Origin of the sequence: Streptomyces yaizuensis, assembly GCF_034961445.1 — a bacterium.
In the GTDB taxonomy this organism is placed as follows: Bacteria; Actinomycetota; Actinomycetes; order Streptomycetales; family Streptomycetaceae; genus Streptomyces; species Streptomyces yaizuensis.
On record NZ_BSBI01000001.1, the window covers coordinates 321,232 to 339,375 of the forward strand.

Consider the following 18,144-nt stretch of genomic DNA (forward strand, 5'->3'; position numbering starts at 1 on the left):
CTCCTCTGGTGTTCCTGAACGCGGAAGGCTGTGGCTCGTGGGTTGGCTGTCAGCGGGTGACGGGTATGAAATCGCCCTGGTGGAAGGACGGGTGGCGGCACGCGCCACCTCGGGCCGGGCGGCGGGACGGCAGTTGAAGACGCTGCCGCGCGCGCTCAAGGACCACCCGGAGGTGGACCGGCTGCGGCGGTTCGCCGAATGGCTGGACCGGCACTCGGCCGCGTGCGTCGCGCAGGTCGACGCCTGGATGGTGTCCTCGCTTCCCGTGCCCACCGGCCTGCTGGCCCGGGTCTGGCCGGACGAGGCGTGGCAGTCGGCGCTGCGCGATCTGGCGGTGGTCGGCGACGACCCGGACGAGGTCGGCTTCCTGCGGGGTGCCACGGACTCCGGCGAACTGCGGATCGTGAACCTGGACGGCGACACGGTCCGGCTCTCCCCGCGCACCGTGACCCTGCCGCACCCCGTGCTGCTCCCCGACCTGGACGACATACGGGAGTTCGCGGCGGAGCTGGGGATCACGCAGAGCGTGGAGCAGATCCACCGGGCGATATGGCGGCGCCCCGAGAACCCCGAGAACCCCGGGAACCCCGGGAACCCCGGGAACCCTGGGAACCCCGACACCAAGGCCACGGAGGTGCGGGCCTTCACCGGGGGGAAGTTCCGCTCCCGTTTCGCCCTCGCCGCGCGCGCCTCCTCGCTCGGCTACCGCGTGTCCGGCGGCTACGCCACCGCCCGCGTGCGGGACGGCGGACGGACCGTCGAGGCCTCCGTGTGGATCGGTGAGCCGTACGCGGACGACGAGGTGAACACCGGCGCGCTCACCTGGCACAACGACGACGGCCGCGCCCTGCCGCTGCGCGAGGTGGGCCCGGTGGCCTGGTCGGAGGGCATGCGCATGGGTGCGGCGCTGTACGCAGGACGCGTGATCGAGGAGGGCAAGGACGCATGAGCGGGGGAATCGAGATGTCGTACAAGGAACTGCTGGCGGCCGGCGGGGTACTGCCGCCGGGCACCGAGGGGGCCGGGGAAGCGGCCGTCCCGCTGACCACGCGGACCTACCGCCACCCGGGTCTGGACGACCGTGTGGTGGTCCGCCTGGTCGCCGGGGAGCTGGGCGAGGCCGAGGACCTGGCCGTCGGCTACCTCGGCATGGTGCCGGACGCGGAGCCCGCCGTGGTCGGGCTCGGCCAGCGCCAGGCGCTCGGATTCCCCGAGTGGGTCCTCGTGCACCACCCGCGGGACGGCCATCACGCCCTGGGCGTCGTACCGGACCTGGAGCGGGCGGCCCGGCAGGTGAAGTCCAAGCCGAAGGCGGCCCTGGACGCCTATCTGGAGCTGGCCGCCCGGCTCGCCGCCTCGGTACCGCACTTCCTGCCGACCTTCTACGAGCAGGCCGCCCGCGTGTTCCTCGCCGAGGAGAACGCCACCTACGCCGCGCAGCTGTTCTCCCGCGCCCGCAAGGCCGAGGCGGAACACGGGCTGCCGGTGGAGGAGGAGCGACTGGACGCCGTGTTCCTGGAGTTCGCCCTGGCGGGAGCGCTGCCCGTGAAGGTGCTGTCCGGGTACGCGAGGGAACTCGCCGCGCGCGTGCCCGCCGAGGAGGCGCTGCGGCGCTTCACCCGGCTCTGTCTGCGCCGCACCGCCGGCGGTCTCCCGCCGTCCGCCCAGATGGCGAACGACCTGCGCAGACTGGCCCGTGCCGCCGGAGCGGACGCGGACCTGACGGAGCAGGAGTACCTGGCCGAACTGCTCGGTCTGCCGGCCACCCTGCGCGCCGCGGAGGGCTGGTGGAAGGGGCACCGGGCTGCCCTCGTGGCGCTGGCCGCGCGGGAGCCGAGGCTGCGGGGCACGCTGCTGGACCTGATCCCCTCCTGCCACGACGACGACATGCCCGCGACATGGCTGGGCATCCTCCGGGAATCCGGTGCCGTGGCCGCTCTGTGGGACGGGTCCCTGCCCGCCGAGGAGAGGCCGCAGGACGGCACCGCCGGCTGGCTGGAACGGTTCCTGGCGTTCCGTGAACGCGCACGGTCCTGGCGCGCCTCCACCCGGATGCCCGAGCTGTACCCGCTGGTGGAGCGCGCGGCGGGCCGGCTGCGGACCGAACTCGCCGAAGCCGGGCGCGGGCTGGGGGCCGAACACGACATCGATCTGATCGACCTGCTGCTGTCCCTGGACGTGCCGGTGGCGGCCCCCGGACCCGACCGCCCTCTCCTGCTGACGCAGTGGGCGCCGGGGGAGGGACACCGCGACCTGCTGGCGCTCGCCGCCGACCCCCGTTTCCACGACGCGTTCCGGCACGGCGCCGAACGGTTCAGCGACAACGACGAGTCACGGCGGGCGATCCGTCTGCTGGCCCAGTCGCCGGGCGGACGTCCGCTCCTCGCCGCGTGGGTGCGGGAGGTCGTGCGGCCCTTCAGCGCCGTCGGTCTGCCGCAGCTGCCCGAGGCCCTGAGCCGGCTGACGTGGCTGCCCGCCGAGGCGCTGGCGCTGGCCGAGGACGAGGTGCGCGAAGCCGCCGGCACCGACCTCGCGCCGGCCCTGGTCCGCACCCTGCGGGCCGGTCTCTTCGACGAACTGGGCTGGCCCGCCTGGGAGGAGGCGGCGGCCGCCCTCGTCCCCAGGAAGGACATCGAGGAACTCATCGTCGCCGACGCCTGGCCGCACCTCGTCGTGGCGGGCCCCCAGCAGGCCCGCGTGATCGGAGCCGAGGGCACCGTCCTCACCCACGACCTGCGCATCCCCCCGGACGACCGGCACGGCGACCCGGCCTTCCACCACGTCGACGGCGAACTACTCGTCTACTGGCGCCACAAGGCCGACAGCCTGCGCGGCTACTGGCACACCCGCCCGGACCAGCCCACGCCCCTCCAGGGCCCCCGGACCACGCGGGGCACCGAGATGGACTGGTACCGCGGCGACATGCCGATCACCCTGCCCCTGCCCGGCGGCGGCCGGACCACCGGCGCCGGCGTCCTGCACACCGGGGACACCACGGTGCCCGAGGAACGCACGATCCTCTCCGACGGTGTCGCGTACTGGGTGCGGCACACCGCGGGCGACGAGGGCGGACGGGACTGGCACGAGTACGACCCGGCCACCGGAGAGGTCGGCCGGGCGAGCCGGCCCGCCTTCCTCGCCGACGCGCTGCGCGACGCCCCGGAGGGCAGCGTGCTCGCCGACGCCCGGCTGTGCCCCTCGCCGACGAAGAGTCACGCCCCCGCCTCCGCGCCCGTCGACGGCCTGGTCGGGCTGTGCGCGGTGCGGCTGCCCGACGGCTCCCACCGCGTCCGGGACCTGGCCGGACAGACCGTCACCCTCGCCGCGGACCGGGGCGTGCCCGCCGTGCTCGTGCGGTTCCCGGGCGCCGACCGGCCCCAGGCCGTCGTCCGCGGGAGCTGGCGGCTCGAACTGATCGACCAGGACGGCGTCGTCACCTCGGTGGCCAAGACCGACCGTACGCCCGGCGTGTTCGGCGCGGGCACCCTGCTGCTGCCGCCGACGCAGTACTGGGAGTGCCTGACCCCGCGTGACCAGCGGGGCTCCGAGGCACTGCGGCGGATCGACGGCGACACCGCGGCGGCCCTGCTGGCGGCTGCCGGGCAGGACGACGAGAAGGCCCTGCCCGCCGCTGTCCGCGCCCTGCTGCCCGTCACCCACGACGCGCTCGTCGCCGGCATCGCCGGCGTCGTCCGCTACGCCGCACACCAGCAGGCCGAACTGGACGCGGTGGCCGCCCGGCTGACCCGGGCGCTCGCCGCTGATCAGGGGCAGGAGGGCCCGGCCGGGCCGGGCGACGGCGTGCTGGTGGACGCGATGAGCGGAATCGGCTCGCCGCGCGCCTACTGGTGGCACTGCGCCGAGGAGACGGACACGGTCTTCCGCACCCTGCGCGTGCTGACCCGCGCCACCGGGCTCGCCGGCACCGCCGTCCCCGCGGAGCGGACCGCGCGACTGCATCTGGACGGGCCGGAACTGCCCTTCGGAGGGCCCGAGCTGGAGACGCTGCTCGACCGGATGACAGCCCTGGCGTTCCGCGCCACGGCGGCCACCACCGCGGAGGAGCACCGCGAGGTGCTGAGCGCCCTGCTCGCCGGATTCGACACGCTCGGCCTGACGGCGGGCGGCTCCGGGCGGTGGCGCAAGGTGGTGCTGCGGCTCCCGGCCGGGCCGCTGCGCACCCGGACCGGCGACTGGCGCCAGGGCACCTGGAGCGGCCTGCTGCCACTCGGCGGCGGCGCCTTCGTCGCCGTCCTCCGCCGCCGCCGTTCGCCGGACGACGACGGCTGCGTGTTCACCGGGCTCTTCCACGATCCGGCCGGACGGTTCGAGACCCCGGACCCCTACACGCTCCTGGAATCCACCCCCCTCGGTGACCAGGACGCCGCCCGCCGGCCCGGCGCGATCCTCGCGGAACTGACCGCCCGCGGGCCCGCCCCCTGGTTCCCCTCGGCCGCCGAGGAGTTCGCCGCGCTCACCGGGGTCACCGAGACCATGGCCCGGCTGATCGTGGCCGGCCTGCCCCGGGTCGACGAGTACGAGCGAACGTTCCTGAGCGCACCGGCGCGGGGCCTGCTCGGCCTGAAGGTCGCCCCGGCCGCCGTCGCCAAGGACGAGCTGCGCGGCGTCGAGAGCGACATCCGCGCCGCCGTGGTCGCCGCCCTCGTGCCCGCCGACCCGGCCCGCCTGTGGACCGAGGGGCCCGACGTGTCCGCGGCCGCCGAAGTCTGGAACGACCGCGTCGGCCGGCGGACCGCCGTCCCCGAAGAACTGCTCAACGACGCGCTCCGCGCCGTCAAGCACACCCCGTGGGAGGTGCGCAGCGCCCTCCCGGCCCTGCTGCACCCCGCCGGTGAACCCCGGCTCACCCAGGACCTCGCGTGGGCGGTCGACGGCGACCGGGTCCGGCCCGTCGGGGACGACCCGGTCGGGTTCACGGCTCAGACGCTGACCGGCTCGGTCGGCCTCGCCGCCTGGCTCGCCCACCGGCTCCCCGCCGGCGACCCGATCCGTGCCGCCCTGCCGGCCGCGCTCACCGCCGTACGCGAACGGCTGGCCCACCCCGGAGTCGTCCTCGACCTCGGGGAGTACATCCGCCTCTCCGCCTTCAGGAAGGCCGCGGGCACCCCGACCGAGACGGGCCGGGGCTACGAACGGTACGGCGCCGTCATCCTCGCCACCCACGACGACCAGCCCGCCCCGGGCCTGCGCGTCGACCTGCTCGACGAGGCCGGCCAGGACCCGTACCTGCCCGCGCTGCGCATCCAGCACCAGCGGCCCTTCCCGGCCGAGGCGGCGCTGCGCCTGGCCCGCGCCCCCCACTTCGCGGCGCTGCTCGCCGACCCGGGCGAGCCCCGGGCGGGCGACCGCGACAAGGACGGCACCTGGTGGCCGCAGGACCCGAGCCGCTCCGTGCCCGACCTGGTCGCCCTGGCGGCCGGGGAACACGGCATCGGCGAGGACGCCGCCACGGTCTACCTGATGCTGCTGGCCATGCCCGACCCCACCGACCGGATGACGGCCCGGTGGACCGGCTGGAGGCCCGCCCGGCTCAAGGCCGCCCGTGCCGAGCTGGCCGCCACCGATCTGGTGGTGGAGGCCGGCCGCACCCGGGCCGGACGCTCCCTCTTCCTGCCCGGCGGCTGGGCCGACCCCGGCTCGCCGCGTGTCCCCCTGGAGACGTGGAAGCTGCCGTTGTACGGCGACCTGGTGCACGAGGAGCACGCCGTACTGGGGGTCGTCGTGCCCGCCGAACCCATCGCGGACCTGTACCGCAGGGCCTGGCAGCGCGTACGGGACGGGGACGGGCCGCGCTTCGCGGAGCTGGAGGTCCGCCGCGGGCGCCGTCGCTGAACCGGGGACGGCCGGGGGAGGGCGGGCCGCGGCGGCTCCGGCGCCCCGCCCACCCCGGCCGCTCGCGCAGACGTTCCGGGCCCGCACCACGGGCCCGGACGGGGCGGGCCCCACCGGGCACCCCGGAGCCCCGCCGGCCCACGGTCCCCTCCACCCGGCCATCACGACACACCGGCCCGACCAGCACCCACGGCGAGGAACCCCCGTACAACCGGAACCAACCGGCGACAGCAAGCACCAACCAGTAGCAACCCGTACCGATCAGCAAGGAACCCGCATGCCTTCGACCGACACGGCGACGGCCCCCACGGCCCGGCAGACCCTGCCCGCCGAGGAGCGTCACGCCACCGAACTCGCCTTCCTCGCCGCCCATGACGAGGGGCCCCGTCCGCCCGGCTGGCGGCTCACGCCCCGCGCCGTCATCACCTTCGTGTGCGGCAGCGGAGGCACCTCGCTCCAACTCCCCAAGCCGCACGAGACCCTGCCGGACCGGCTGGAGATAGCCCCCAAGTTCATCGGTGAACGCGCCCTCGTCGAACGGTGCGTGGTCACCCTCGCCGGCGAGCGCGGCCTGCTGCTCGTCGGCGAGCCCGGCACCGCCAAGTCGATGCTCTCCGAACTGCTGGCCGCCGCCGTCTGCGCCACCAGCGCCCTCACCGTGCAGGGCACCGCCGGCACCACCGAGGACGCCCTGCGCTACGGCTGGAACTACGCGCTGCTCCTCGCCCAGGGACCCACCCCGCAGGCGCTGGTCGACTCACCGGTGCTCAGCGCCATGCGTACGGGCCGGGTGGCCCGGGTCGAGGAGATCACCCGCTGCCTGCCCGAGGTGCAGGACGCCCTGGTCTCCATCCTCTCCGACCGCCGGATCAGCGTGCCCGAACTGTCCGGAACCGACGACGCCCAGGTCGCGGCCGCACCCGGCTTCACCGTCATCGCCACCGCCAACCTGCGCGACCGCGGTGTGTCGGAGATGTCCGCGGCCCTCAAACGCCGGTTCAACTTCGAGACCGTGCACCCGATCGCCGACATCGACGCGGAGACCACCCTGGTCCGGCGGCAGGCCACCGCGGCCGTCGAACGGGCCGGCGCGGCCTTCGCGGTGGACGACGCGGTCCTCGACGTCCTGGTCACCGTCTTCCGCGACCTGCGGGCCGGCCGGTCCACGGAGGGCTGGGACGTGGAACGCCCGGGCACCGTGATGTCCACGGCCGAAGCCGTGCAGGTCGCCACCTCCCTCGGGGTCGCCACCGCCTACCTGCCCGGCGGCGACGTCCTCGACCTGGTGCCGGGCCACCTCCTCGGCGTGGTCCGCAAGGACGACCCGGCCGACCACGCGCGGCTCCTCGGCTACTGGGACGGCCCGGTGCGCCGCCGCGCCGAGGACGGCTCGCCCACCTGGCGCCGCCTCTGGGACCTGCGGGAGAACCTCCGGTGACACTCGATCACGACCCCCGGGGCGCTGTCGAGGCCCTCGCCCGCTCCACGACGCCGTACCTGCTGGGGGTACGCCACCACAGCCCCGCCCTCGCCGCGGCCGTGCCCGCCCTGCTGGACGCCTCCGGCGCCGAGGTCGTCTGTGTGGAGTTGCCCGTCGACTTCCAGCCATGGCTCACCCACCTGGCCGCCCCCGGCACCCTGGCGCCGGTGGCACTGGCCGGGGCCGGCGAAGGCGGCCGGCTCGGCTTCTACCCCTTCGCCGACTTCTCGCCCGAACTTGCCGCGATTCGCTGGGCGCGCGAGCGCGACGTGGACGTCGTCTGCTGCGACCTGCCGATGACGGATCCGGCGTGGCACGGCGAGGACACGACCAGCCTCCCGGACGACACCCGTGACACTCGTGCCATCCGTGACACTCGTGACGCCCCCGCCCGGACGGCTCCCACCGCCGGTCCCACCCCCTTCGCCGACGCGCTCACCGCCGCCGGGACCGGGCGCGACGGGGACGACCTGTGGGACCGCTGCGTCGAGGTACTGGCCCCCGGCTGTTCCCCCGAGGCGATCCGCAGGGCGGCCCTCGGCGTGGGCTGGGCCCTGCGCCGGGACGCCGAGTCCGCAGGCCGCATACCCGCGGTGGACCTGGCCCGCGAGCGTCACATGCGTCACACGATCGCCCACGCCTCGGCAGGCGGACGCCGGGTCGCCGCCGTCATCGGCGCCTTCCACGCGCAGGCCCTGACGCACGGGGCGAACGGAGCGGACCCGGGCAGCCGCACACAGGACCCGGGCCCGGCCACCGCGCCGCCGACGGCCGCGCCCGACACGCCCCGGGCCGGGCGGCGACCGGCAGTGGTCACCTCGCTCGTCCCCTACTCCTTCGACCTCCTCGACTCCCGCTCCGGCTACCCCGCGGGCATCCGCGACCCACGCTGGCAACAGGCCGTGTTCACGGCCGCCGGCCGACCCGAGCTGCTGCACACCGCCGCCGCCCGCGCGATCACCGACGTCTGCCGGCACCTGCGGACCGCCGGGCACACCGCGGGCACCGGCGAGGCGGCCGAAACCCTGCGCATGGCCTGCGACCTGGCCGGCGTGCGAGGTCTCGCCGCCCCCGGGCGCGGCGAAGTACTGGAGGCACTGACCACCGTCATGGGCCAGGGCGAACCCCTCGGCCGGGGCCGGGCCCTCGCACGTGCCCTCGAAGCCGTCCTCGTCGGCACCGACCGGGGCCGGACCGCCCCGGGAACCCCACGGTCCGGACTCGGCCCGTCCGTGGAGGCCGAACTCGCCGCGCTACGGCTGCCGCGCCCGGACGAACCCGCCGCCCGCGAGGTGCGCCTCGACCCGTTCCGCTCCTCCCTGGACAGCCGCCGCGAGATCCTGCTCCAGCGCCTCGCGGTGTGCGGCGCGGGCTACGGCGAAGCCCTGGAGGTGGCCGGCACGGGCGACGGCACGGCACTCACCACCCGCTGGCGGCTGTCCTGGAACCCGGCCGTCCCCGTGCGACTGGACCTGGCCGGAATCCGCGGAGTGACCGCGGCCCTCGCGGCCGAGGGCACCCTGCGCGAGACGTACCGCCGCGCATCGGCGGACGCCGGGGCGACCTGCGCGCTCGTCCTGACCGGGCTGCGCGCGGCGGCCCGCTGCGACCTGCCCGCACTCGTCACGGAACGACTCACGGACGCCGCCGCCGTCCTCCCCGCCGCCGCGACACTCACCGAACTGCTGGAGGCACTCGACCTGCTGGAGGCACTGCGCCGCGGTCATCTGCCCGGTACCACCGCCGAGAGCCGCGAGCCGGCCGCCGCGCTCGCCGCCGACCTGCTGGAAACAGCGGTCCGCGCCCTGCCCGGCCTCGCGGGCAGCGACGCGCCCGACGACGCGGCCGCGCTGATCGCGCTCGCCTCGCGGGCCGGTGACCACCGGCTCGGGCTGCGGATGGACCACGCACTGGCCACCCTCGCGCACACCGGCTCCCCCCTGATCCAGGGCGCCGCACTCGTCGCCCGGGTCCTGCTCGACCTCGACGACACCGCGACACTCGGCACCCGGACCGCCGGCTGGATCGACTCCGCGACCAACCCGGAGACGCGGCCGGCGCTCGCCCGCAGGCTCACCGGACTCCTCGGCGGCGCCGCCCCGCTGCTCCAGTCGTCGCCGACCGCGCTGGACCCGCTCCTCAACCGGATCGACACACTCACCGACCAGGGATTCCTGGACCGGCTGCCCGCACTGCGAGGCGGCTTCGACACGCTCAGCCCGGCCGGCCGCGGGCGCCTGCTGGACGCCGTCACCGAGCGCCTCGGCGACCGGCTCGACCTCTCCCTGGGCGCCTCGCCCCACCTGCTCGCCCTGTGGACGGCGGCCGACACGGCGGGCCTCGCCGCGGTGACATCGCTGGCCCTGCCGACAGGGACACCGCCCGACCGGCCCGACCCCGCCACCGTCACCGCACAGGCCCCGCCCCCGGCGCCGCAACAGCCCACGACCCCGGCCGACAGCCCGGCAGACCCCGACACGATCCCCGCCGCATCCCCGCCCGGCACGCCCCACCTCCCACCCACCGACCGGTGGCGGCTGCTGCTCGGCCGGGAGAGCGAGAAGCTGCCGACGGACGCCCGCCGCTACGCGCACGCGCTGGACGAGCTGTACGGCACCGGGCGCGGCGAGGGCGCCGCCGACCTCGGCCGCGAGGCCGGCCCGGCCGGCGGCCAGGAAGCGGCCTTCCCCACCGCCCGCGAGTGGGCCGCCGAACTCGACGCGCTGTTCGGCGCGGAGATCCGCGAGGAGGTACTCGCCCGCGCCGCCGACCAGGGCCGCACCGACGTGCTGGCCGAGCTGGACCCCGCCTCGGTACGCCCCTCGGTCGACCTGCTGACGTCCGTACTGTCCCTCGCCGGGGGCATGCCGGAACAACAACTGGCCAAGCTCCGGCCCCTGGTGCGCCGACTCGTCGACGAACTGGCGAAGGAACTGGCCACCCGGATGCGGCCGGCGCTGACCGGCCTGGCCACTCCGCGACCGACCCGCCGCCCCGGCGGCCGGCTCGACCTGCCGCGCACCTTGCGGGCCAACCTCGCGACCACCCGCCGGACGGCCGACGGCCGAACCCTCGTCGTCCCGGAGAAGCCGGTGTTCAGCACCCGTTCCCGCAAGGAGGCCGACTGGCGCCTGATCCTGGTCGTCGACGTGTCCGGATCGATGGAGGCATCGGTCGTCTGGTCGGCGCTGACCGCGGCCGTGCTGGGCGGAGTGCCCACCCTCTCCACCCACTTCCTGGCGTTCTCGACCGAAGTGATCGACCTGACGGACCGTGTGGACGACCCGCTGTCGTTGCTGCTGGAGGTCCGCGTCGGCGGCGGTACGCACATCGCCGCCGCACTCGCGCACGCCCGCACCCTCATGACCGTGCCCAGCCGGACGATCGTGGTGGTGGTCAGTGACTTCGAGGAGGGCTACGCCCTGGGCGGACTCCTCGGCGAGGTGAATTCCCTCGCCTCCTCCGGAGCGCACCTGATGGGCTGCGCGGCCCTGGACGACACCGGCACCCCGCGCTACTCGGTGCCCGTCGCCCGCCAACTCGTCGCCGCCGGCATGCCCGTCGCCGCCCTCAGCCCTCTCGCCCTCGCCCGCTGGGTGGGCGACCGCCTCCGCGGAGAGACCCGATGAACACCGATCCGACGCACACAGACCCGACAACGACCGACCGGACGACCGACCGGACGGGAGACGGCCCCGCGACCGCCGGACTGCCGCCGGTGGCGCCTGACGTCGTAGCCGCCGCCGTCGAGGGCCTGACCGCACGGCTCCGCAAGAAGCTGGACGCCACGATCGAGTCGTACGCGGCCCTGCCGGTCGCCTTCACCGACGGCGTGCTGCGGATCCGGTGCGGTGAGGACACCGAAGTCGGCCTCACCCCCGGCCCCACCGGCGCGGTCACGGACGCCGGACAGGCAGTGTGCACCTGCCTGCTCTCCCCCCGGTGTCTCCACCGCGCCGCCGTGCTCGGCGCCTGCCCGGTCGCCGACGCGGACACCCCCGCCGCCGCCGAACCGGTCCCGGCCCTGGCCCCGGCGGACACCGACATCCCGGCGCCCACCGGCCCGACCCCCGCGCAGACCGCCGCCGCGGCCGCGCTGTGGACGGCCGCTGCGGCCGTGCTCGCCGCAGGGGTCCCCGCCGCGGGCGCGGTGCCCCAGGCGGAACTGCTGCGGGCCGCCCACACAGCCCGGCTGGCCGGACTGCACCGCGCCGAGGCCGCGGCCCTGCGCGTCACCCGGGGGCTGCGGGCGGCCCGCGCCCGGCACGACGGCCACCGGCTGGCCGACCTGGTGTCCCAGGTCCGCGAACTGCTGCTCACCACCCATCTGCTGGCGGCGGGGGACCCGTCCCCGGCACTGGTCGGCACCGCCCGCCGCAGCTACCGTCCCGGCGGCGGACTGCGCGTGTACGGGGTCTGCCGGGAACCGGTGATCACCGCCACCGGATACGGCGGTGTCGTCACCCACCTCGTCTCCGAGGACGGGCGCTGGTACTCCGTCGCCGACGTCAAGCCCGGCGGCCCGGCCCGCGCACGCGGTGCCGGCACGGCGAGCGTGATGCTGGGTTCGGGCACCCTCGACCATGCCCGGCTCTCCCGCGGCGGACTCCTGATCACCGGTGCGACGCTCTCCCCGGACCGGCGACTGGGCTCGGGGAAGGGAGTGAAAGCGACTCCGCTCGGCGGACTGCCGTGGACGTCGGGGGCGCTCGCCGCACTGTTCGCCCGACCGCTGTCCGAGGCGGTCGCGGCACGGTTCGCGGAGAGCGCGGGGACCGACCCGGAACGGGCCGACGCGACGGCCCGCGAGCTGATCGGCTGCGACCTGATCCTCGTGGGCGCCGCAGGCGAGCAACTCCTCGCCCGCGAACTGCCCCCCGGCCGGACCGAGGCGGGCGGCCCGCTGATCAGGCTCACTCCCGCCAACAGCCACCCCGACCTCGCCCACACCGCCAACTTCCGCCGTCTCGCCTCCCGGCCCGGACTGCGGATACGGGTGATCGGCCGACTGGACCCCGACCGGGCGGCGACCCTGCGCCCCCTCGCGGCAGGCCCCGTACCCGACACCGGGGACACCCTGCGGCTGCCGGCGGAGTGGGACGGCCACGCCGACCTCGGCTACGACCGCATCCAGGGCGCCCACCTCCCGCCCCCCGACGACCTCGCCCCCGCAGGCGTACTCCACGACGCCCCCCACGATCCACTCGCACAAGCCCCGCTGTGGCGGCTGCGGCGCCTCGTCGAAGCAGCCGTCTCAGGAGGCCGCCGGGCCGTTGCCCAGCCCGCCCGCGACGGCGACCGGGCCGGCAGCGGGGCGGCGCTGCGCCGCGGTGGATTCAGGGCGGCGGCCGACCTGTCCACCGCCCTCACCACGGAGGCCGACCGCCGCACTCGCGACGTCTTCGGCCGCACCGCCGAAGACGACCCCGGCCACTACGCCCGAGTGTGGCTGGCCGCGGCGGTCTACTTGGAGGGCACCGAACAGGCGCTGATCCGGGCGACCTGGCAGGGCGACGGGCCACACGCGTAGCCGGCCGGTGCCCCGCGGAGTCCACGACAGGAGCGGTGGGCCCTCCACCGCTCCTCGGCAGCCCGTGGGCTCGCTCACGACGACCGGGCCGGGCCACCCTTCCCGGCCGGCCGGCCGGGTTCCAGGGACCGGCGGCCGGGACGGACCTGCCGTGCGGCCCGTATCCCCACAGCGCCCCGGACAGCCGACAGAGATCTCGCCGAGCCGGATCCACTGCTTCGACAGGGACGGGCTCCCAGCGGTGCGGCAGGCGGTGCGGCAGGCGGTGCGGGGTGTGCGGAGAACCGTTCCGATCCGCGTGCTGCCCCGGTGCCTCGACAGCGCCGAGGCCTGCTGGGATCACTGCGGGCCCACCCGTGTGTCCCTCCCGCGCACCGCCGGCCGGTAGGGCGACAGTTCCTCAGTGCCCGGGAAAATCCGGGCCAATCCTTGGGCAACTCCTCCCAGGCGCTGTTGTCCCGGGGTGCCGTCGCCCGCAGTACCGGACGAGCCCCGCTTCCCGCGCGGGCTGTCCGGCCGGTGCGCCCAGAGCCGAAGGAGAAGCCGATGACGTGGGCTGAGAGGGGAAAAGCGGCGCGTCCGACCGTTGCCGCGGTGGCCGCCCTGCTGGCCGGGCCGGTGTTCGCGGCGGCGCCGACGGGTGCCGCGAACGCCCCGGCCCCGGGCGGTCCACCCGCCGCGGCGCTTCCGTCCGGGCCGGTCGGAGGAGCCTGGCTCGGCATGTCGGGCGGCCGGCTGGCCTATGGGCAGGACGCTCAGGGCAACCGGGTCCCCGACTACTCCTTCGCCGGGTACGGGGGCGGCGGAACGGCCCTGCCACGGGCCGCCGTCAAGGTGACCGTGCCCGCACCCGGGACGGGCGACGCGACCGCCACCGTCCAGGCGGCCATCGACCAGGTCTCGGCCCTCGCGCCGGACAGTTCCGGTGTACGGGGCGCGGTCCAGCTCGCGCCCGGCACGTACCGCATCGCCGGGCAACTGCGGATCACCGCCGGGGGCGTGGTACTCCGGGGCGCGGGCACCGGCCCGACGGGGACGACGCTCGCCGCCGACGGGCCCACCGTACGCACCCTGATCACCATCGGGGCGAACGCGAGCTACACCACCGTCGGGACCGTCCACCAGGTCGCCGACGCCTATGCCCCGGTCGGCGCGACCACCCTCACCCTCGACAGCGCCGCCGACCTGTCCGTGGGCGACGAGGTGGTGGTCGAACGGCCCACGACCCAGGCGTGGATCGACGCGCTCGGCATGACGGGCATCTGGACCCCCGACTGGAGCCTGAAGGCCGAGCGGCGTATCACCGCGGTCCAGGGCGGCAGGATCACCTTTGATGTTCCCTGACCACGGCGCTGGAGAAGCAGTACACCCAGGCGACCGTCCATCGCTACACCTTCCCCCGTATCAGCAGGACCGGTGTGGAGAGCCTCAGCCTCGACGGTCAGGCCATGACCGCCGCCGCCGACTACGCGACGACCTTCTCCATCCAGGACTGCGCGGTGACCGCGGCGAAGATCCACGCCTTCTCCACCTGTGGCCGGCAGTCCGGCCCCAAGGTCTTCTCCCGCTGCATCGCCACGCTCGTCCAGACCACCTACGACGCGGGCGGCCATCAGCGCTGGGGCAGCGGCACCCTGTACGACCATGTCCATGTCGACGGCTCACTGCTGCTGGTCGACAACGGCACCCGGGGATCGGGACACGGTTGGTCGGACGCCAACAGCACCGCCTACAACTGCTGCACGACCCAGCAGTACAAGGTCCAGGAGCCGCCCACCGCGCACAACTGGGCCTTCGGCTGCACCGGGAGTCTCCTGGCGGGCAGTGACGGCCAGGTCGTGTCGAACGGGACCCGGATGGTTCCGGACAGTCTGTACGGTCAGCAGCTCGTCGACCGGGGAAGAGCGGCCGCTCCCGCCGCCCCGACCGGTCGACCGGCGGGCCCGCCGAAAGCGCCTCCGCTCGGAGTGGGCCCGCCGGCGTGGGACTGATCAGCAGAGGGCGCCGGGTGTGATGGTGTACGAGGACATCTTGTCGTTCAGGTGAGCGGGGAGCAGGGGGGAGGCCGCGCCCGGCGCAATGGAGTTCATCATGCAGCCACCGCGATAGCCCGCGTCGGGATACAGGGTGACGTACCACGTGGTGCGGTTCCAGTACGAGGTGGCCTTGTCGTTGAAGCGGTCGCCGACGTAGGACAGGCTGTGGTTCGTCGTCACATAGGACCCCTGGTAGTTGTAGTGCTCCCAGGCACAGAACCAGCCGCCCCGGCAGTCGTCGCCGGGGCTTGCCGAGACCGCGGGGGCCTGGATGGTTCCGACGGCGAGAACCACCGCGGACACGCCGGTCAGGGCCATCAACCGTGAGCGCATGGGTCTGTTCCTCTTCCTCATGGTGGGGACTTCCTCCGTTGCTCTTCGCTGGACGGCGCCGCCATCCGCCGGTGGGACCGGCCGGTACGGCGGGTCCCACCGGCGGACGGACCCGCCCCCTACCCCCGGATCGCGGCGCTGGGCCACCACCAGGCATAACGGATCTGCAGAGAGCTGACCCGGTCGTTCCAGCCGGACGGCATCGAGGGGACATAGCCGTTCAGCAGGACCCGGGCCCCGGTCCGCTGGGTGTTCTCGAAGGCGTAGATTCCGCAGAGCCCACCGATCCGCATGGAGCTGATCTGGTCGTTCCATCCCGACGGCAGCTCGTTGAAGTTCTGTGGGGACGAACTCGCCGTGCAGCTCTCGCCGAAGAACTGGAGCGCCGCTCCTCCGTACTCGACGTGCTCGTACCCGATGGCCAGTAGCTGGCTTCCGGTGCCGACGCGGGAGCTGCGGAGGCCGTCACCGGCGGCGTGCGCCGTGCCGATCGTTCCGAGAAGGAGCACTGTGCTCGTGGCCGCCGCGACCAGTGCCGCGGTTCGGGGTCGCTGGAACATCGCGGACCGCCAGGGGGAAAGACCGGACAGAGTGGGGAAACGCGCGACACAGCCAGCCAGTCCTCATGAGGGGGCCGTCTTCACGGCGATCGCCGCCGCGCCCATGCCGTGGCGGGGACGTACACCCATCGGAACGGACGGACCCGGCGGCCGGTTCACCCCCGACGGTCAGGCGGCGTGATCCGCCCGGGTCCGGCCCGGAAATCGGCGGTGCGGGCGGGGGAGCGGTGCCCCTCGGGCCCGATGCGGTGGTGGCGTGGGCGCACGGGCGGGCGCAGCGGGGCGATCGAGCTGTTGCGGCGCTGAGAACCCGAGGTCACAACCCCGCGATGGTCCTGGCTTTCTTCAGTACGGAGCCGAGCGCGTTCACCGCGGTGTCGTTGCGCCGTGCGCGCGCCGCCCGGTCCGCCGGTACCAGACGCTCGGCGGCCTGTACGGCATGGGCGTCCGGGGTGCCGAAAGCGGTCTGCGGGTGTTCGCCCGTATCCGTGCAGTGTGCCGTGACCTCCTCGACCGCCTGGAGCACCACGGCCCGGTCCACGCCCGGCTGCATGGCCAGCCGTACCTGGAACGCGCCATCCACTTCTCGCGGTCCCCTTCCCCCGCCGGGTCCGCCGTCCCGTCCTTCTTCGTCATGCGCCCTCCTGGGTGTCGAAGCGGGTTGCACGAACAAGCAACCGATGAACCTCGGGTGACGGTCGGGGCCACACGGTTACTACCGGCTCCGTCCGCTGCCACGCGGAACGGTGCAGATCGTAGTGGGAGCGGTCCCGGTGCCCAGTGGCTCAGCGCGGGGCCCACCGGACCGGGTCGCCTGCCCGGTCCGGCTCCGCCTCGACGCGCCGCGCGGCCTGCGGGAGCACCGCCGCGGCGAGGAGCCCGCGGGGGGCGTTCGCCGCATGGACCCGCGCGGTGCGGCGGCATCATCGGGTGCGGGTCGCCAGGTCGCCGCCCGGCGGCCCGTTGACGTTGTCCGGTGTGACGGGGCGGCGGTGGGACAGGGCGACGAGCACGCCGGCGACGCCCGTGCCGACGGCCACCACCAGGGCGATCCCGAATCCGCCCCGGGCGGCGACCACCGCGCAGACACCGCCCATGGCCGCCGCCGCGGGCAGGGTGAGCGCCCAGGACACCGCGATCCGGCCGGCGATCCGCCAGCGGACGGATGAGGGTCCGCCGCCGCCGAGGCCCGCGCCGAGGATGCTGCCCGTGCAGACCTGGGTGGTGGAGAGCGGCACGCCCAGCTGCGTCGAGGTCAGGATCACGGCACTCGCGGTGGCCTCGGCCACGAAGCCCTGGGAGGGCGCGATGTCCGTCAGCCGTCTTCCCATGGTCCTGATGATCCGCCAGCCACCGGCGTACGTCCCCAGGGAGATGGCGGCTCCGGCCGTGAGCACCACCCACCAGGGCGGTCCCGAGCCGTGGTCGAGGGCGCCCGCGGAGACGAGGGCGAGGGTCATGACGCCCATCGTCTTCTGCGCGTCATTGGTGCCGTGGGCGAAGGCCACCAGGGAGGCCGTGCCGGCCTGGCCGAGGCGGAAGAACCTGGCGGCCGGGTCCCGGTCCGCCGACCGGAGGACGGCACGGATCAGCCCGATCGCGGCCAGGGCCAGCAGACAGCCGACGACCGGCGAGGCGAGCGCGGGGAGGAGGACCTTCGCCGTGATCTCGCCGAGATGGACCGCCGAGGCCCCGGCGCCCGCCCAGACCGCCCCGATCAGCCCGCCCAGCAGGGCGTGGGTGGAACTCGACGGGAGCCCGAGGAGCCAGGTGAACAGGTTCCACAGGATCGCACCGGCCAGCCCGGCGAAGACCATCACCAGGGTCACCCGGCTGTCGTCGACGATGCCGCCGGAGATGGTCTTCGCCACCCTCACCGAGAGAAAGGCACCGGCCAGGTTGAGCACCCCGGCGATCGCGACGGCGACGCGGGGCGGCAGGGCTCCGGTGGCGACCGAGGTGGCCATGGCGTTGGCCGTGTCATGGAAGCCATTGGTGAAATCGAAGGCCAGCGCCGTGACGATGACCAGGATGAGGAGGAAACCGGTCCGGTCCACGCGCTCCCCTCACCGCGACGCGACGGGCGCCATGGTGCCGGTGGCCCACCCGGCCGACCCGGGGCACCCCTGTGTCCGCCCACCGCGCAGGACGCCGACGGTAGCCGCTCGTACGCCGTCGGCCGCCGTGGCGTCCCGTGCCCCGCCGGAGGGTCACCCCAACGGATCAGCGCCGGGCCGTACGGCGGGACGTGGCCGGCCCGCCGGGTGCGGCCCGCCACGGTGGGCCCGGCCGTAGGGCCGCCCGTGATGCGTGAGCAGCCAGCCGACACAGCCGTCGCACGGAAGGGGCCAC

11 protein-coding genes are annotated in these 18,144 nt (G+C 75.0%); 7 read left to right on the forward strand and 4 right to left on the reverse strand.

The window, feature by feature from the left end:
* Positions 1-37: 37 nt before the first annotated feature.
* From SYYSPA8_RS01155 to SYYSPA8_RS01185, 7 genes are all read left to right on the forward strand, one after another.
* On the forward strand, positions 38-949 hold the full coding sequence (locus tag SYYSPA8_RS01155; protein ID WP_323444966.1) for a DUF4132 domain-containing protein: 912 nt from the start codon (positions 38-40) through the stop codon (positions 947-949).
* Positions 946-5,853: a DNA-binding protein gene (locus SYYSPA8_RS01160; protein WP_323444967.1), complete on the forward strand. Its 4,908-nt coding sequence runs from the start codon at positions 946-948 to the stop codon at positions 5,851-5,853. Before SYYSPA8_RS01155 ends, SYYSPA8_RS01160 begins: the two co-directional genes overlap by 4 nt.
* Positions 5,854-6,130: 277 nt before the next feature.
* On the forward strand, positions 6,131-7,291 hold the full coding sequence (locus SYYSPA8_RS01165; RefSeq protein WP_323444968.1) for an ATP-binding protein: 1,161 nt from the start codon (positions 6,131-6,133) through the stop codon (positions 7,289-7,291).
* Complete coding sequence (locus SYYSPA8_RS01170; RefSeq protein ID WP_323444969.1) at positions 7,288-10,962, forward strand: vWA domain-containing protein; 3,675 nt, start codon at positions 7,288-7,290, stop codon at positions 10,960-10,962. The genes SYYSPA8_RS01165 and SYYSPA8_RS01170 overlap by 4 nt, the downstream gene beginning before the upstream one ends.
* A complete protein-coding gene (locus SYYSPA8_RS01175; protein WP_323444970.1) occupies positions 10,959-12,863 on the forward strand; it encodes a hypothetical protein in 1,905 nt (634 codons plus the stop codon). Before SYYSPA8_RS01170 ends, SYYSPA8_RS01175 begins: the two co-directional genes overlap by 4 nt.
* Positions 12,864-13,409: 546 nt before the next feature.
* Positions 13,410-14,207 (forward strand): hypothetical protein, encoded by a 798-nt coding sequence (locus SYYSPA8_RS01180; protein ID WP_323444971.1) that lies wholly within the window; start codon positions 13,410-13,412, stop codon positions 14,205-14,207.
* A 74-nt stretch (positions 14,208-14,281) separates the two neighbouring features.
* On the forward strand, positions 14,282-14,854 hold the full coding sequence (locus tag SYYSPA8_RS01185) for a hypothetical protein (RefSeq protein ID WP_323444972.1): 573 nt from the start codon (positions 14,282-14,284) through the stop codon (positions 14,852-14,854).
* Here the strand turns inward: SYYSPA8_RS01185 and SYYSPA8_RS01190 are convergent, their stop codons facing one another.
* The 4 genes from SYYSPA8_RS01190 to SYYSPA8_RS01205 form a co-directional block, all read right to left on the reverse strand.
* Complete coding sequence (locus tag SYYSPA8_RS01190; RefSeq protein ID WP_323444973.1) at positions 14,855-15,232, reverse strand: peptidase inhibitor family I36 protein; 378 nt, start codon at positions 15,230-15,232, stop codon at positions 14,855-14,857.
* Positions 15,233-15,351: 119 nt separating this feature from the next.
* The gene (locus SYYSPA8_RS01195) at positions 15,352-15,792 is read right to left on the reverse strand and encodes a hypothetical protein (RefSeq protein ID WP_323444974.1); all 441 of its coding nucleotides are present in this window, start codon (positions 15,790-15,792) and stop codon (positions 15,352-15,354) included.
* 316 nt (positions 15,793-16,108) lie between these two features.
* The gene (locus SYYSPA8_RS01200) at positions 16,109-16,375 is read right to left on the reverse strand and encodes a hypothetical protein (protein ID WP_323444975.1); all 267 of its coding nucleotides are present in this window, start codon (positions 16,373-16,375) and stop codon (positions 16,109-16,111) included.
* 340 nt (positions 16,376-16,715) lie between these two features.
* Positions 16,716-17,849: an inorganic phosphate transporter gene (locus tag SYYSPA8_RS01205; protein WP_323444976.1), complete on the reverse strand. Its 1,134-nt coding sequence runs from the start codon at positions 17,847-17,849 to the stop codon at positions 16,716-16,718.
* Positions 17,850-18,144 lie beyond the last annotated feature (295 nt).

Excerpts from the sequence above, each read along its gene's own strand:
- SYYSPA8_RS01160 (WP_323444967.1), top strand. The coding sequence starts at position 946 with ATGAGCGGGGGAATCGAGATGTCGTACAAGGAACTGCTGGCGGCCGGC.
- SYYSPA8_RS01165 (WP_323444968.1), top strand. The coding sequence starts at position 6,131 with ATGCCTTCGACCGACACGGCGACGGCCCCCACGGCCCGGCAGACCCTG.
- SYYSPA8_RS01175 (WP_323444970.1), top strand. The coding sequence starts at position 10,959 with ATGAACACCGATCCGACGCACACAGACCCGACAACGACCGACCGGACG.
- SYYSPA8_RS01180 (WP_323444971.1), top strand. The coding sequence starts at position 13,410 with ATGACGTGGGCTGAGAGGGGAAAAGCGGCGCGTCCGACCGTTGCCGCG.
- SYYSPA8_RS01190 (WP_323444973.1), bottom strand. The coding sequence starts at position 15,232 with ATGCGCTCACGGTTGATGGCCCTGACCGGCGTGTCCGCGGTGGTTCTC.
- SYYSPA8_RS01195 (WP_323444974.1), bottom strand. The coding sequence starts at position 15,792 with ATGTTCCAGCGACCCCGAACCGCGGCACTGGTCGCGGCGGCCACGAGC.